At 59.9% G+C, this 15648-nt stretch carries 14 protein-coding genes; 4 read left to right on the forward strand and 10 right to left on the reverse strand.

Translation table 11 applies throughout. From position 1 onward, the window contains the following. Window positions 1-9: 9 nt before the first annotated feature. The 6 genes from HMPREF0574_RS05670 to hemC all read right to left on the reverse strand — a co-directional run bounded on the left by HMPREF0574_RS05670 (window position 10) and on the right by hemC (window position 6388). Window positions 10-285 (reverse strand): heavy-metal-associated domain-containing protein, encoded by a 276-nt coding sequence (locus tag HMPREF0574_RS05670; RefSeq protein WP_236585797.1) that lies wholly within the window; start codon window positions 283-285, stop codon window positions 10-12. An 84-nt stretch (window positions 286-369) separates the two neighbouring features. Further along, window positions 370-1827 (reverse strand): adenylosuccinate lyase, encoded by a 1458-nt coding sequence (gene purB / locus HMPREF0574_RS05675; RefSeq protein ID WP_004007757.1) that lies wholly within the window; start codon window positions 1825-1827, stop codon window positions 370-372. Window positions 1828-1870: 43 nt separating this feature from the next. Then, window positions 1871-3280 carry a glutamate-1-semialdehyde 2,1-aminomutase gene (gene hemL, locus HMPREF0574_RS05680; RefSeq protein WP_004007758.1) on the reverse strand — a complete coding sequence of 470 codons (1410 nt, stop codon included), beginning with the start codon at window positions 3278-3280 and terminating at the stop codon, window positions 1871-1873. A gap of 87 nt (window positions 3281-3367) precedes the next feature. Next, complete coding sequence (gene hemB, locus HMPREF0574_RS05685; RefSeq protein ID WP_004007759.1) at window positions 3368-4492, reverse strand: porphobilinogen synthase; 1125 nt, start codon at window positions 4490-4492, stop codon at window positions 3368-3370. Between the two features lie 9 nt (window positions 4493-4501). Next, a complete protein-coding gene (locus HMPREF0574_RS05690; protein ID WP_004007760.1) occupies window positions 4502-5260 on the reverse strand; it encodes a uroporphyrinogen-III synthase in 759 nt (252 codons plus the stop codon). Between the two features lie 6 nt (window positions 5261-5266). After that, complete coding sequence (gene hemC / locus HMPREF0574_RS05695; protein ID WP_004007761.1) at window positions 5267-6388, reverse strand: hydroxymethylbilane synthase; 1122 nt, start codon at window positions 6386-6388, stop codon at window positions 5267-5269. A 166-nt stretch (window positions 6389-6554) separates the two neighbouring features. On the opposite strand from hemC, the gene HMPREF0574_RS09490 reads away from it, so the two are divergent. Further along, the gene (locus HMPREF0574_RS09490; RefSeq protein WP_004007762.1) at window positions 6555-6701 is read left to right on the forward strand and encodes a type II toxin-antitoxin system VapC family toxin; all 147 of its coding nucleotides are present in this window, start codon (window positions 6555-6557) and stop codon (window positions 6699-6701) included. A gap of 38 nt (window positions 6702-6739) precedes the next feature. On the opposite strand, the gene HMPREF0574_RS05700 is transcribed toward HMPREF0574_RS09490, so the two are convergent. Together HMPREF0574_RS05700 and HMPREF0574_RS05705 are read right to left on the reverse strand one after the other, a co-directional pair. Next, complete coding sequence (locus HMPREF0574_RS05700) at window positions 6740-8281, reverse strand: protoporphyrinogen/coproporphyrinogen oxidase (RefSeq protein WP_004007763.1); 1542 nt, start codon at window positions 8279-8281, stop codon at window positions 6740-6742. A 48-nt stretch (window positions 8282-8329) separates the two neighbouring features. Continuing rightward, window positions 8330-9460 carry a uroporphyrinogen decarboxylase family protein gene (locus tag HMPREF0574_RS05705; protein WP_004007764.1) on the reverse strand — a complete coding sequence of 377 codons (1131 nt, stop codon included), beginning with the start codon at window positions 9458-9460 and terminating at the stop codon, window positions 8330-8332. A gap of 74 nt (window positions 9461-9534) precedes the next feature. Between HMPREF0574_RS05705 and HMPREF0574_RS05710 the strand changes: the two genes are divergently transcribed. From HMPREF0574_RS05710 to hemQ, 3 genes are read left to right on the forward strand one after another with little or no spacing between them, the layout of a single operon-like run. Beyond that, on the forward strand, window positions 9535-10821 hold the full coding sequence (locus tag HMPREF0574_RS05710; protein WP_004007765.1) for a glutamyl-tRNA reductase: 1287 nt from the start codon (window positions 9535-9537) through the stop codon (window positions 10819-10821). Between the two features lie 5 nt (window positions 10822-10826). Continuing rightward, the gene (locus tag HMPREF0574_RS05715; protein WP_004007766.1) at window positions 10827-12134 is read left to right on the forward strand and encodes a ferrochelatase; all 1308 of its coding nucleotides are present in this window, start codon (window positions 10827-10829) and stop codon (window positions 12132-12134) included. Window positions 12135-12155: 21 nt separating this feature from the next. Further along, entirely contained in the window at window positions 12156-12971 is an 816-nt protein-coding gene (hemQ, locus tag HMPREF0574_RS05720; RefSeq protein WP_004007767.1) for a hydrogen peroxide-dependent heme synthase, read from the forward strand. A gap of 74 nt (window positions 12972-13045) precedes the next feature. Here the strand turns inward: hemQ and HMPREF0574_RS05725 are convergent, their stop codons facing one another. Next, complete coding sequence (locus HMPREF0574_RS05725; protein ID WP_004007768.1) at window positions 13046-13792, reverse strand: M48 family metallopeptidase; 747 nt, start codon at window positions 13790-13792, stop codon at window positions 13046-13048. A 202-nt stretch (window positions 13793-13994) separates the two neighbouring features. After that, window positions 13995-15632 (reverse strand): cell wall-binding repeat-containing protein, encoded by a 1638-nt coding sequence (locus tag HMPREF0574_RS05730; protein WP_004007769.1) that lies wholly within the window; start codon window positions 15630-15632, stop codon window positions 13995-13997. Window positions 15633-15648: the final 16 nt, after the last annotated feature.

Genomic DNA, 15648 nt, shown 5'->3' on the forward strand with positions numbered 1-15648 from the left:
GAACAAAAGCTAGCGGTTGATGGACACGACGCGGTAGTTGCCGGCGTCCTGCACGGTTTCGGTGAGGACCTGGTCGGAGGGCAGGCTTTCGCCGGTGACGGTAGCGACCCCGCGGCCCTCGTCACGCACCACCTCGACGCGTTCCACGCCCGCTAGGTCGCTGAGGTCGGCGGTGATGTGTTTGACGCACATGTCACAAGTCAGTCCGTCGAGGTTCATGGTGAGGGTTGCCATTGGGGGTTCCTTTCGTTGCTGTGTCGCGAGATTAGCCACTCGTAGGGTCACTGTCTATTCCAACCACCGGTTGCGCCGGATTATTCCCACCCGGCACGTGACCGGAATCGGTCCGGTGTAGCGTGGCGAACCGGTCTATTTGAGATAGTCGACCAGTTCGGCAGCCAAGCCGGTGTAGGTTGCGGGAGTCAGCGCCTGCAAACGTGCGGTTTGTTCCGGGGGAAGTCCCAAACCGGAAATAAACTCGCGCATCCGAGCCCCGTCAACCTTGTGCCCGCGGGTCAGCTCTTTCAAGCGCTCGTAAGGGTTATCCATACCGGGAATCCCGGCAATCCCAGCCACGCGCATAGTCTGTTGGACTGCCTCGCCCAGTACTTCCCAGTTGTCATCCAAATCGGCTGCCATCACGGCGGCATCAACCTTTAGCCCCGCCAGTCCGCGTCGCAGATTATCGATTGCCAGCAGGGAGTGACCAAACGCGGTGCCGATATTGCGCTGGGTGGTGGAATCGGTGAGGTCGCGCTGCATCCGGGTGGTGACCAGGGTCTGTTCCAGTACCTCGAACAGGCCGGAGGAAATCTCGAGATTCGCTTCGGCGTTTTCGAACCGAATCGGGTTGATTTTATGCGGCATGGTTGAGGATCCGGTCGAACCTTGCGCTGCCAAATCTTGGGCAAAATACCGCAGGGAAATATAGGTCCAAATGTCGGTAGCGAGGTTGTGGGCGATGCGGTTAAAGTGCGTGACCGTCGCGTAAAGCTCCGCTTGATAGTCGTGGGACTCAATCTGGGTAGTCAACGGGTTCCAGGTCAGACCCAGACGATCCTCGACAAAACCGCGGGACAGCGCCGACCAATCCGCTCCGGGTACCGCCACCGTGTGCGCCGCAAAATCGCCGGTCGCGCCGTTGATTTTGCCCAAGTATTCCTGGGCTTCGACGCGTTTCAGCTGGCGATTCATACGCCAGGCAAACACGGCAAGTTCATGTCCCAAGGTGGTGGGGGTGGCGGGCTGCCCGTGGGTGTGGGCGAGCATCGGCACCTGGGCGTTTTCCTGGGCAAGGTCGGTGATTTGGGTTTGCAGGGCACGGGCAGCGGGCAGCCACACCCGTCCCACCCCCTGCTTTAGCAAAATCGCGTAGGTCAAATTGTTGATGTCCTCAGAAGTGCAGAATATGTGCACCATTTCTTTGAGCTTCGGCAGTGCCTGACCTTCCGCACCTCCCAACACCTCCGGGGCCGCTTCAAGGGCGGACTTCAAAAGGTATTCCACAGCTTTCACGTCATGCTTGGTTTTTGCTTCGGTTTCGCTCAGCGTAGCGATTTCATCCGCCCCGAAAGTCCCCACCAGACCCCGCAGATAGGATTTTTCTGCCGCGCTCAACACCGGCGCACCGTCCAGTACTTCCTGGTCCGTGAGCCAAATGAGCCACTCAATCTCTACGAACAGGCGTGCCCGGTTCACCGCCGCTTCAGAAAACCAGTCCACCAGCGGAGCCACGACCCCGCGGTATCTTCCATCCAGTGAACCGAGGGCAATCGCCGGGCTCAGCGCCCCCAAATCAACGTGTGCGGTAGGAAATTCAGTAACCATTTTTCTGCTTTCAATAGTTGTGAGAGGGGGTTGGCGGTTAGGTTCAAGCCTGCGGCGGTTCGGCAGCAGCCGCTGCCTTCGCTGCCGCCGGAATTGCGTCCAAAATCTGGTTCATGGCGGCATCGTCACCGAAGTGGGCTGCGGACACGAACCAGGCTTCGAACACGGAGGGCGGCAACATGACGCCTTGCCGGTGAAACTCCCAGAACATCGGGGCGAATCGCCAGGTTTCCTGGGCTTTCGCGCCGGCATAATCGGTGACGGGAGTTTCGGAAAAGAACACGGAGAACAGCGACCCAGCACGCCCAATGAAGTGAGACACGCCCTCCCGGTTCAACGCCGCGTCCAGGGCGCCCGCAATCGTGTCTGCCACGGCATCGACCTTGCCATACACGTTATTGTCGGCACCTCGTAAAGTGGCCAACCCGGCCGCGCAAGACAGCGGGTTGCCGCTCAGGGTTCCGGCCTGATAGACCGGACCGAGGGGCGCGAGCTGATTCATCAGTTCAGCCCGACCCCCAAGAGCTGCCAAGGGCATTCCTCCCCCAATGACCTTGCCGAAAGTCAGCAAATCCGGGGTCCAAAACTCACCGAAGGTCACGCCCTTATTTTGAGCAGCAACCCCCACGGGGAATAACCCCGCCGGTCCGGACGTGGTACCTACCGGACTTTCCAGATATTCCCGCCCGGTGGACAGTCCCCACCAGCCCGACGGCGACACCCTAAACCCGGTCAACACCTCGTCTTGAATCATCAATGCCCCGTGCTCGCGGCACAACCGGGAAATTTCAGGCAGGAATCCGGCTCGCGGTGCCACAACACCCATATTCGCGGCAGCACCTTCCACAATGACGGCAGCGATTTCGGAACCGCGCTGCGCAAACGCTTCTTGCACAGCTTTCACATTGTTGTAGGGCAACACCAAGGTCAGGGCAGAAATTCCTGCCGGCACGCCCGCGGAAGCAGGCAAGCCGCCGGTGGCGACTCCGGAACCGGCTTCGCTGAGCAGACAGTCAGAGTGTCCGTGATAGTTACCGGCGAACTTGATAATCAAATCCCGCCCGGTCACCCCGCGCGCCAAGCGGATAGCCGTCATGGTCGCCTCGGTCCCGGTCGAAACAAACCGGACCTTTTCTGCCAGCGGCACCCGTTTCCGGATAGCCTCTGCCAACAGGGTCTCCGACTCGGTGGGCGCCCCGAAACTGAGACCTGCCTCCGCCGCGGTCCGGACTGCGTCTACCACCCGTTCATCGGCGTGACCCAGCAGCATCGGACCCCACGAACAAATCAAATCAACAAACTCGTGACCTTCCGCATCCCACACGCGCGGACCCTTCGCGCGAGCCACGAAAGACGGCACCCCCCCGACCGAACCGTAAGCGCGCACGGGGGAATCAACCCCTCCGGGGATGACGGCTTGCGCCGCCGCAAACAAATCAGCATTCGTTGTCATTTCGCCCTCCTTTGGGTGATGAAAGGACCTTGTCACAAGTTCTTTCGAGTTACGTGTTCAGTTCACTAACCGTGGCGGGGGCTCGGGTTACGCCAAGCCTTGCGCCGCTTCAATCGCATAGTAAGTCAACACAATGTCCGCTCCGGCGCGAACGATTGAAGTCAAGGACTCGTCGATGACGCGAGAACGGTCAATCCAACCGTTAGCGGCCGCAGCTTCAATCATCGCGTATTCACCGGACACCTGGTAAGCAGCCACCGGCACCGGTGCCGCCGCAGCGACATCAGACAGCACGTCCAGGTAAAACGAGGCTGGCTTGACCATTACCATGTCGGCGCCTTCCTCAATGTCCAGCAGGGTTTCCCGCATTCCTTCGCGACGGTTGGCAGGGTCTTGCTGATAGGTGCGCCGGTCGCCTTTCAGGGCGCAACCGACCGCGTCCCGGAACGGTCCGAACAGGCCGGACGCATATTTGGCAGAGTAAGCCATAATCGCCACGTCACTGTACCCGGCTTGATCCAGAGCAGCACGAATCGCTGCAACCTGACCGTCCATCATGCCACTGGGTCCGACCGCGGCCGCTCCCGCCCGCGCTTGTGACACCGCCGTGGCGGCATAACAAGACACTGCCCAATCGTTGTCTACCGCGCCATCGGGTCGGAGTGGTCCGCAGTGTCCATGCGAGGTTGTCTCATCCAGACAGGTGTCCGCCATGACCACCAACTGATCCCCGACCTCTGCGGCGAGCGCAGCGATGCCCCGGTTTTGAATCCCGTCGGGGTCCCAAGCTGCCGAACCGATTTCGTCCTTGTCAGCGTCGGTGGGGACTCCGAACACAATCATGCCCCCGATGCCGGCATCCGCCGCTTCCCGACCCAGTTTCGCCAAAGATTCCGGCGTGTGCTGGTATTGACCAGGCATGGAAGGAATCTCTACCGGTTCAGTAATCCCGTCGCGCACAAAGACGGGCAATATCAGCTGTTCGGGGCTCCAGCGGGTTTCCGTCACCAGACGGCGCATCGCCACGGAGGTACGCAACCGGCGGGGACGCACGAAAGGGGTCAGACCGTGGGGCAGTTTCCGCGCGGGCACGACCTTTTCGTTCGCCCCGGCTTTCGTTTCAGCTTCACCAGTACCGGTGTGCCGTCCTCCGGTCGCGCTCGGAGTGGTCGGTCCTACGCCCAAGTTTGCGGCGTGCGGTAATCCTGTCATAGTTATCCCCTAATCTTGTGCGGCTTTCTTTTCTTGCTCTCTAACGGCGTCCTCATAAGCCCGAACGACCCCTTCGGTGTTCGTGGTTTCGCAGACTTCGGCGGCGGACCAGCCCAGTTCCCGCAGTACGGTTGCCGAAGATTTCCCAAAAGCGATGGGCTCGGGCCATTGTTTCACGCCGGCTTTCGTCAGCAGTTGGTGGGCAGCGTGCGCCACCGAACCGGCAGTAATCAGCACGTAGGTGTGCGCCCCCGGAGCCAAGGCGGTCTCCCATTCCAGTGGCAGATCGGGCAGGCACACGGATTCATAGAGTCGCAGTTTTTCTACGTTATATCCCTTGCGGTTCAGTCCTTGCCCCAAGGTCGGTGCCGCGCCGACCGCGCCGGGCAGCAGCACTGTTCCGGTTCCTGCCGGGAACACTTCGACCAAGGACTCGGCGCACGCCGGATCCGGTCCCACCAGGTCAACGTGACCGTCGAACTGGCGGATGGCTTCGGCAGTGGCACTACCTACGGCAGCAACCTGCACTTGGGCAAACAAATCTTCCAGGTCGTAGTGAGCGTCCAGGAATGTCGCCGTCGCCACGCTGGAGAGCACGACCCAGTCATATTCCCCGCTCTGCAGCCGTTGCATCGGATCAAACCAGTCCTCGCTGGGGGTGGGCACTTTCTCAGTTACAGGCGCACACACGACCGGCAGTCCGGCCTGTTCCAATCCCGTTGCCAACACGTCACCAGGGACTCTGGGCACCAACAGTTTAGGTTTCATCAAATGCTATTCTCCCCACAATTCCTTTTCATTGCATATCGTCTGATTTGCGTCTGTCTGAGTTGACGCGGATTTGGCGGCTTTGAGGTCTGCGATTGTTGCGGCTCCGGCCTCCAAGAGTTCTCCCGCCAAATCTACCCCGAGCTGCTCGGCAGCAGCCAGGGCAAAATCACGCTGCGCGGCTTCGGCTCCCAGCAACACGGTGGTTTCCCCATTGACTTCCAGAACTTCGCCCTGATTTCCGATGACTCGGGCAGTCAGTTCCAGGCGTCCCGAAGGTGCCTCGGTATGTTTGTCCCAAGTCACGACGCCTCGTACGCCCAAGGGTGCGGCGCAGCCCGCTTCGAGGTAGCGCAGCAGGGCGCGTTCCGCGCTGACTTCTAACCGGGTGGGTTCGTCATCCACAAACTTGAGGATTTGGGCGAAGTTTCGCCCCTCATCACTGTCCAACAGCTCGGAACGGGTTTCCAGGGCTAAGGCACCCTGTCCGCCGGCAGGAATCACCGTACCTTCCAGGGAATCCGTAATTGCGTCATCCATTCCCAAGCGACGCAGCCCGGCTCGCGCCAGCACCACCCCGTCCAGGTCTTCGGCAGCTTTCCCCGACGGCAGACCAGCCTGTTCAGCTACGGCAGCCAAACCTTTCACCCGCCCGACCCGCGTGGGGACGTTGCCGCGAATGTCTACCAATTCAATATCTGGACGTGCCACCGCAATCTGGCGAGCTCGGCGAGGCGAGCCGGTACCCAGACGCGAACCGGCGGGCAAATCTGCCAAGCTGAGACTGTCCCGCGCCACCAGCACGTCTCCCGGATCTTCACGAGTCGGGGTGGCAGCCACCACCAGACCGTCTACCGGCACGGTGGGCAGGTCTTTCAGAGAGTGGACCACCAGGTCGCAGTGACCCTCCAGCAGTGCCACCCGCAGGGCTGCGGCGAACACGCCAACGCCACCCAGGCTGGCTAGTGAAGCCCGATTGATGTCGCCCTCCGTGGTAAACGTCTGTACCTGAACGTGTAACCCGCGCTGCTCCAAGTCGGAGGCGACGGCGCGGGTTTGGGTCAAAGCCAGGGCGGAGGCACGGGTGCCAATCACGAGCGGACGCTCAGTGCTGCCAATCGTTTGCATAGGTTCTAGCTTAGGACAAAGCAGGGTTAAGTTGTAACCGAAGAGACAAACGAACCTCCCACTTTTCTAGCATTAAGGCTAGAATTTCTTGATGCCGATGCTGACTATCAAAAATCCCCAAGTGTATGAAAACGTTCGCGAGCTCGCGAATCGTTAAGGCATAACCATGACCGCCGTGGTCGCCCGCGGCTCGGGTTCCCACGCCAAGCTAAACTTCGGGGACTGTTTTTCCTACGCCGCCTCCCGCGCCCTGAATGAACCGCTGCTGTTCAAGGGCACAAACTTCAGCGCTACCGACATCATCGCGGCGTGAGCATCCGGCGACCGTCCGCCCCGCCCTCGTGACCCGTCCTATTGAAACTTCAATCCGCGAGCGACCACGGCGGTAATCCCGGTTCCAGCAAACAGCGCGCCTTCCAGATCCAAGCCCTCTACGCGTTCGGCGGCAGCGGCAATCTGGTTGAGCACCGCGCGTTCCTCGACGGTAGGGTGAGCCATAGCGTCGCCCCAAAAGATGCGGCGCGAATCCAGGACCTGATCCATGGTCAGTTCCACCCCCAGCATCCGCGACGCGTCTGCCAAAGCCCGCTCCACCGTAATCTGGTAGACAAAACCGTCCGGGTCGCCCTCCCGACCGTAGGAAATCCGCAGGATATGCGTGTGGGGAGCAGCTCCTGCCATCGTCTCGGGCCATTTCGCTGAATAGTTTGTAATGGCTTTGGCCTGCAGGACGTTCGGGTCTTCATCAGGTCCGCAGGGCGGGGGACCGACCAACATGCCTGACCCGCGCGGCGGATTGTCCAGCTGGGGCGCATTGACCGCCAGGGTCACATTCATCACGTGAGTGCCTTTATGCAGCTGAAATCCGGTGGTCAAATCGCCGATTTCTTCCAAAGCCGCCGCGTCAAACCGTACGGTGGCGTCCCGGTGTTCACGTTCGGCGTGATACTTCAGACGCAGCATCGATGCCGCCGCCGAGTTCAGCACTTTCAACGCGCTGTTGCCCGGCAGCGCCACCACGATTCGATCGGTCGCCAAACCGAAAGCGTTACCGATTTCTTCCGGGGGACCGCCCTGGAACTTGGTGTTGGAAATCGTGTGTTTGCACCACACGACCCAACGCGGGTTGTCCGCGCCGATACCGGTTTCAACGTGCATGACGCGCACGTGGTTATCGATGCGTCCCCCCGCCGCGATAATGCGTTTCACCAGCTCATCCACCAGTCTAAACATGCCGCCCGCGGGCATCATCACCACTACCGAGTTCGGTTTGCGGGTGGCAGCCACCGCCTTGGTCAACGACCCGGTGCGCGCCAGGGCGGCACGCAATCCCGGTGCCACTCGGTCGGGATCTAATCCGTAGGGGTGTGTGGAGTGAATGCCTCCCGCGAATGGGGTCACGAACGCATCCAGCACGTCTTTGCCCAGCCGGGCTTCGACCATTTCTCCAAAACTTTTCGCGTCTGCGCCGACTTCTGCGGGCAGCGTCAAATCCTGTCGAGCGCGTTCCAGGGCCTGTGGTCCGGCGATGTGAGTCAGCCCCTCCACGAACACCGGGTCGTCAAGGTCGGCGGGAATGCCCAGCGTTCCAAAGGGAATCCGCACGGCATCATTGCGACCGTGATCCCATACCCAGGAGTCGCTGTGGGGGGCGACCGGGTGCAAGCCCAGTTCCTGACACAGCTCCGTGACTTCGGGGGTGCGGGTAGCGTAGGACTCGGCTCCGATGTCCACGGTGGCTCCCCCAAAGACTCCCGAGCAGACCAGACCGCCGGGGCGCCCGCGTTCCTCCAAGATGAGGGGCCGCAGCCCGCGTTTTGTCGCCGCGTATCCAGCAGCCAGCGCGCCGAGCCCGCCGCCGAGGATAATCATGTCGAAGCCTTCGTCAGTCATGGTGTTTTCCCTTCAAAAGCGTTATCTGGTGGGTTTGTTGGGAGTCTTTCAGTTTTCGGTCGAGGACGTTGCGGTAGGTCGCCACGTGTGAATCCGCGCAGTCAGTTCGGTCAGCACCCCAGGGTCAGTCTCGGGTCGCACCCCGTGTCCCAGGTTGAAAATGTGGGCAGGGGCAGCGAGTCCGGTCTGGAGGACTTTTTCGGCTTCGCGCCAGATTTGCTCCATGTGGTCAGTTGGTTTCGCGTCAGTTGGGGTGGAGTCTGTTTGTGCCGGCTGCTCCGCAGTGACCAGCAGGTCTGGGTCGAGGTTACCCTGCAGGACTTTTCCGGGCAGCCGCCGCGCGGCGGCGTCCAAGCCCAGGTCGGAGCCGATGGAAACGACCTCTGCGATTTCGCCCATTGCCTCGATGAGGTGGGCAGTGCCGACCCCAAAATGAATGTGGGTGGCTCCCGGCGCGCCTTGGAAAGCGAGTGACGAGTAGGGCAGCGCGAATTGGCGGTACTCTGATGCGGTCAGGGACCCCGCCCAGGAATCAAACAGTTGCACCGCTTCGGCACCACCGTTGATTTGGGCTTTCATGAACTGACCGGACAATTTGGCACACCAGGTCGCCAGTTTGTTCCAGGCGGCGGGTTCAGCTTCGACAAAAGCTCGGGTTTCCAGGCATTCTCTGCGTCGCGGACCGCCGGCTTCCAACAGGTATGACGCCAGGGTAAACGGCGCTCCAGCAAATCCCAACAGGACTTTTTCATAAGGCAGTTCCCGGCGGACGTGAGCGGCGGCTTGCTCGATTACCGACCAGTCCGTGACTTCCAGCTCGGTCAATTTTTCTACCTCGGCAACACTGGTCAGAGGCTGCCTCAATACCGGTCCGCGGTCGGGCACAATGTTAATGTCCGCGCCTGCCAGATACAGTGGCACCACGATATCGGAAAAGAACACGGCGGCATCAACGTGGTGGCGGCGCACTGGCTGGAGGGTAATCTCGGCAGCAATCTCCGGGATGGTGCAGCTTTCGAGCATGGTTTTGCCCTCGCGCAGGGCACGGTATTCCGGCAGGGATCGTCCGGCTTGGCGCATGAACCACACCGGGGTGGTCAGCGGTCTGATTCCGTTCAACGCGGCGCGAATGTTCGAACCAGAAAATAGCGGGTCAAGGCCCAGAGAAGATGCAGCCAAAATCCAATCCTAACTTAGGATGCCCTTAGTAACTGTTTTGCGGGGTTAATTCTATTTAAGGTATAAAAAGGTTGATGCCTTTTCAACTCTACACCGTCAATCACCTGACCCACAGTCTGTCTGAAGTGGCTCAGGCGGCGGCTCAAGCTGCAGAAAAGGAATCCGAATGGCTCGACACTCCAGGAGTGCATTCCCTAGTCCTGGTCTCGACCTGTAATCGCGTGGAAATTTATACTTCTGCCGATCCGGAAGTGCGTTTAGTCCCTGCCTCGGAACTGCCCTCCCAGACGCAACCGTTGCAAGTTCCGTCCCATAACCAGACACATGACGGTTCTCTCGCGTGGAATTTTATTGAAGGTCGAGCGGTTGCTGAACATCTGTATCGGGTTGCCGCGGGGTTGGACTCCATGGTGGTAGGAGAAGCCGAAGTCGCCGGTCAGGTGCGTCGTAGCTTTACGCGTGCTCAAGACTTGGGGGAAGTTCACGGGTTGATGGTGCGCATGTTTGAGGGGGCGCTCTCTACCGCGCGAAAGGTCGCCAGCAAGACAGAACTGACCGGGCTGGGGCGCTCGGTTGTTTCCGTGGGTCTGGATGTGGCAGAGGCGAGCGGTCGGCTCCCCAACTGGCGACAGGCACGAGTCTTACTGGTCGGCACCGGCGCTTATGCCGGGAGTACGGTCGCTCAGCTACGCGCCCGCGGAGTGCGCGACATCGCTAACATTTCAACTTCGGACCGGGTCATTGCCTTTGCCAAGAATCACGGCACCCGCGTGGTTCCGGCTGCTGATTTGGTACCGGCATTACAGCAGGCAGATTTGGTCGTGACTGCTCGCGGGATTGGTGCCCCCGTGTTGCGTCGTGAACAGGTCCGCGACAGCTTGGTTGCCCCAGACAGCACCTTAACCATTCTTGACCTGGCATTGCATCGCGACGTGGAAGAAAGCGTGCGGGACCTACCAGGTGTCATGTTGTGGAATTTGGAAGATATTCGCCACCGGGTTCCGGCTTTGGCAGTGTCCCAAGTGCGACGAGCGCATGAAATTATTGAAGAAGGTTTGAGCGAGTACGACGCGGCAGTGGCGGCACGTCACATGGATCCGGCTATTGTGCAGCTGCGCGCGATTTTCGAGCAGGCTGCTGCCGCCGAGATAGATCGACTTCCCGCTGGTGACATGATTTCTCGCGAAGCTGCCGAAGCGGCGATTCACCACGTCATTGCGAAACTGGCGCATACGCCTACCGTTTCTGCCCACATGGCTGCCGAAGCGGGCTTGGGAGCCGAGTGGGTGGGTGCCTTAGCTACCGTGTGGGGACTGACACCCGCGGTGCTTGAAGCTGCCCTGAATGCCGAAGTTAGGTAAATCGCATGAGTAATCTGGCGCCTTATGATGCGTTGCTCTTGGTCAGCTATGGAGGTCCGAACGGTCCCGAGGACGTTTTGCCGTTCTTACGCAATGCCACCGGTGGGGCAGGAATTCCAGATTCTCGCCTGGAACAGGTCGGTGGTCACTACCGTCTGTTTGGTGGCGTATCTCCCATTAACGCCCGCAATGCAGCACTGCTGTCCAGCCTGCATCAGCGCCTTGGTGATGAACTCATTTACGCGATAGGTAACCGCAACTGGCACCCGTATTTCAGCGAAAGTCTCATTGACTTGGTTGACCGTGGGGCGCGCCGAATTCTGACTTTATTTACCACCGCTTACACCTGCTATTCAGGATGCCGTCAATATCGGGAAAACCTGGCTCAGGCTCTCGCCGACCTGCGTACTGCCCGCCCCGAGATTGCCGACCAAGTCACCCTTGACCGGGTACGCCCTTTTGCAAACACCCCCGGATTCATCAGCGCTAACGCCCGTGCTATCGCCGCAGCGGCTCGCGACTTAAACCTTAATCCGGCTTCTACACAATCCCCTGAAACACCATCAGAGCCGGTTCACTTGGTTTACGTAACACATTCGATTCCACTCGACATGGCACGACATTCCGGACCCTGTCACGGCGCCCACGGCGCGACCGTTGATTCTTCGACCACCCAGAAACCCGCGTTGTTCGACGACCGTCTTGACACTCCCGTCAGCCGACCCAGCGTCCCCATGCGCCAGCGCCAGACAGAATTTTCCCCCGCAGCCCTCAATGCTTTGCCCGCGGTAACCCGTGAGCAGGACGCCCTCGGGCAGGGCTGGACCTACCTGGCGCAACACCTCGCGGTAGCGCAAGCCGTGCACCGGCACCTGTCCGCACAAGGGCTGGACCTGCCGTGGTCGCTGGCGTTTTGTTCCCGTTCCGGATCCCCGCACCAGGCTTGGTTGGAACCCGATATTAATGACCACCTGCGTGATTTGGCAGCCTCCGGAGTGCGTCGCGTCATCGTCGCGCCTTTCGGTTTCATCTCAGATCACATGGAAGTAGTATTTGACCTTGACACCGAAGCTGCGGCGACCGCCCAGGAACTTGGTCTGGAATATCGTCGGGCAGCCACCGCCGATTCTGACCCAGAGTTCCTCGATGAACTGGCTAACCTGGTTTATGAACGGGCAGCTTTTGCCCGCGGTGAACACCCGTCACAATCCGTGGAACCCGATACCTACCCGCCGCTGGCAGAAACTTGCGGACCAAATTGTTGTCAATATCCGCGCTCTGCCCGCCCTTATCTTCATCACCCCAATCACTAAACCACTAGCAAAGGAGACATTATGGGACATCCCGAGTCTGTTCAAACTGCTCCGGAAATCACCGGCGACCCCCGCGACTACGCGGTAGATTATCGCGAAGTCAATGCCAGAGATAACTATTCTCTGCACATGGTGTTCCGTCGGACCCGACCCCTGCCGACCGACCCGCAGCGCCTCGAACGCATTATCCGCCGTTTGGAAGAAGCCGTGCAGGGCGTCGTGGTGCGCGGCTGGTATGACGTGTCCGGATTCCGTCCGGACGCCGACCTGATGATTTGGGCGCTCGCCGATAACGCGGAAGCTCTCCAAGATGCCTTCCGCAAAGTTGGAGCCATCGGAACCTGCCACGGCAGACCCGCCCTGTTTGAGCCGGTATGGTCGGCGATGAGTCGCCACGTGCCCGCTGAGTTCAATGAATCGCACCTGCCGGCTTGTTGGGGTGGCTTTGCCCCGCGCAAGTACGCTACGGTTTACCCCTTCGTCCGCTCTTGGGACTGGTACTACCTGCCCAAAGCACGCCGCAATGCCATCCTCAAGGAACACGGTATGAACGGTCGCGACTACAACGATGTGGCAGTCTCGACCCTGGCGGCTTTCGCTTTGGGAGATTGGGAATGGACCATCACCTTGGAGGCTGACCGCCTGGATCGCGTCATGGGCGTGCTGCGTCAGCAGCGCGAGGTGGAAGCCCGCCTGTTCGTGCGTGTCGATACCCCGTTCTTTACCGGGGTGCGCGTCGAGCCTCGCGAGTGGGTGGATTTGCAGCCCAAGCGTGACGACGCGGGCAGCCAGGGTCACCAGCCCGAAGAAACGTCCTGCGGCTGCGGACACAATTAACCCGCACCTTTTAATCACCTTTCGTCGAACCCCTGCGGGCTTGTCTCAAAAGTCCGCAGGGGTTTCGTTTCGGTTCAAGTAACGTTACGCCGGTTTAAAGCGCGGTGTAACTCGCGCTCCTCGGGCAGCTTGGCAGACAGCAAGGCGTGGAATTCCGGTCCGTGATTGGCGTGAAAATAATGCGTGAATTCGTGAGCTACCACATAGTCGAGGTATTTCGGGTCTTTCGCGCTGAGTTCCAAATTAAACGTCAAGGCTCGCGTGTGTGGATTGCACGATCCCCAGCGAGACTTCATCCGCCGAATTCGCACCTCACCGGGGGCAATATCAAAAGCTGCCGACCATTTTGCCAAGAGTGGGGCGAGACGCATCTCCAAGGAAGACTTGCGCAATTTGTCCACGGCGCGCTGTCGTTTTTCCAAGGGGGCTCCCACCGGCAGGCGCAGCACAATCGCCCCGTCTCGGACTTCCGCTACCGCACAAGCGCGGGGGTGGGGGTCCTCCACGACCTTGAGGGGGACGTCTTGACCCCACCAGGCGACAGTTTCACCATCAACCAGCTGTGGTTGTGCTGCTTGCCGTCGTGTAAATCTCTGTTGCTGCCAGGAAATCCAAGCGGCCTGTTCGTCTACAAATTCCCGTGCCATTGCCAGCGACGCCCGCCAGGGAATCGAAAGGTGAAACTCGCCGTGCGCATCAATACGCAGTCGCAGGTTGCGCACATTTTTGCGGGTAAAGTACACCGGGATGCCGTCAACTCGATACACGCCCTCCGCGCGGACTCGGCGGGATACCCTCTTGCTTCCGGACTGAACAGACATCGCCTTATGCTACCTGACCAGCTCACATTCTGGGTTTAAATCGCTACGAAAATGTCTCCGCGCCCGCTACCCTCGAGAATGTCGCGACCGGTCAGACAGCCCCGCCGCACCTACCCTTGTGCAAACTAAAAATGGGTATCGGTGCCAGGCTGTACCTGACACCGAAACCCAGGGAGATGAATAGGGGATTTTCCTCAAAGAATCAGTATTGACCGAAGTTCTGTACCGTGTACACCCACTGGCGACCGGTAGCCGTGCCGATGCCGGTGCGGTTGAAACGCCGATCCATCAAGTTACGGTAGTGACCGGGGGATGCCACCCAAGCCTTCGTAGAGCCTGCCGCGTAAGCAGCCGGGTCAACATTGTAGTATCCGACCATGTTCTCGCCAGCGAACTTCCACCCTGCCGGGAACAGGTCCGCGTACTTCAAAGCGCCGTTAGAGTGAACAAACACATCCGTGCGGGCGACTTGCTGTGCCCAGGCACGAGCCGCATCATCCATCACCGGGTCACGAGTCAGGGACGGGATACCCGCACCGTTGCGCGTCGCGTTGATGGCGTTGAACACGGCATTTTCACGAGCCTGGTCAGCCGGGGAAGGCTGCATCGAGTACTTGGTGTAGACCTGAGATACCCCAGCAACCGGAGCGGCATCTACTTTCTGAGCCTGTGCCGGCTGAGCGTAACCGGCTGCCACATTCATGACGTTATCCGATACCGCGCTGCCATCACCGATAGCGGTTACGGTCGGGTTACCGAAAGCAGTCACCAGGTCACGAGTGTTGTCCTGGGCGTTACCGGGAACCAAAAGCACCGGTCCATCGCTCAGCGAGCCTGAAATCAGCGGGTAGACCAAATCCGAGCCAGAAGCCAAGTAGATGTGGCTAGCGTTAGAGAACACCGTGCGGTTGATAGCCTGAGCGGTCAGATAACGATTCTCTCCGGCGATACGGCTGGTCGCCGCTCCGCCAGCCACCTGGCTGAGACGTGAGCTGGGAACCACGCCTTCACCGCCCAAAGCTACGACCTGGGAGGCGCCCAGAGCCTTCACTGTCTCGGCGGCGGTGGCAATGTCGCCCGCATTACCGCTGACGGTAACAATCGGACCGTCACGCAGCACGCCTGCCACTGCGGCATCCGGGGAACCCTGACCGTTAGACCCCATTGCGTCAGCAACGTAAACCTTGGCACTGCCACCGGGATGACCGTACTTGGCAATCGTGGCCGCGGTAGCCACGCGGTTCGGTCCAGCCAGACGGGTCACGTCGGCGACCCCGGTGTAGGTGCTGAGCTGACCAGCTACATCGGCGCTAATCGCACCCTCGCCACCAAGAACCACAATCTTGGAGGGGTGCAAACGCTTAATTTCGTTAAAGACATCGACCGGGACATTACCTGCAGAGGGAACCAGCAAGATTGGACCGTTGGGCAGCACCGAAGCCGCCAACGCATCAACCGGATTATCATTGCGAGCTACATAAACTTCCGAAGCTCCGCCAGGGAATGCGGTCCGTGAAATTGCGATCGCGGTCGCGGTAGGACCACCGCCACCAACACGATTCGGTTTCGCAGGGGCAGGTGCGCCAGGAGCCAAAGGTTCCGCTACCGAGGAATCTTTCGCATCCGCGCTTGTGGTCTGTTGAGGCTGACCCAAGACGGGGGAGCGATTCAGATCCGGGCTGCCAACCAGCATAGCTACGGCGACCATAGCGACTAGCGCAGTGCCACCGACCAGGAAACGTCCAAAGCGCACGCGCCCATGTACCATCGGTCGCATTGCCGCGCTGACTTCGGAGCTTTCGTCCGTCTTTACATCCATGTTAGGGGTCTTCGGTTTCATAATCCTTATTCACCTG

It is taken from the genome of Mobiluncus curtisii subsp. curtisii ATCC 35241 (assembly GCF_000146285.1).
Lineage (GTDB): Bacteria > Actinomycetota > Actinomycetes > Actinomycetales > Actinomycetaceae > Mobiluncus > Mobiluncus curtisii.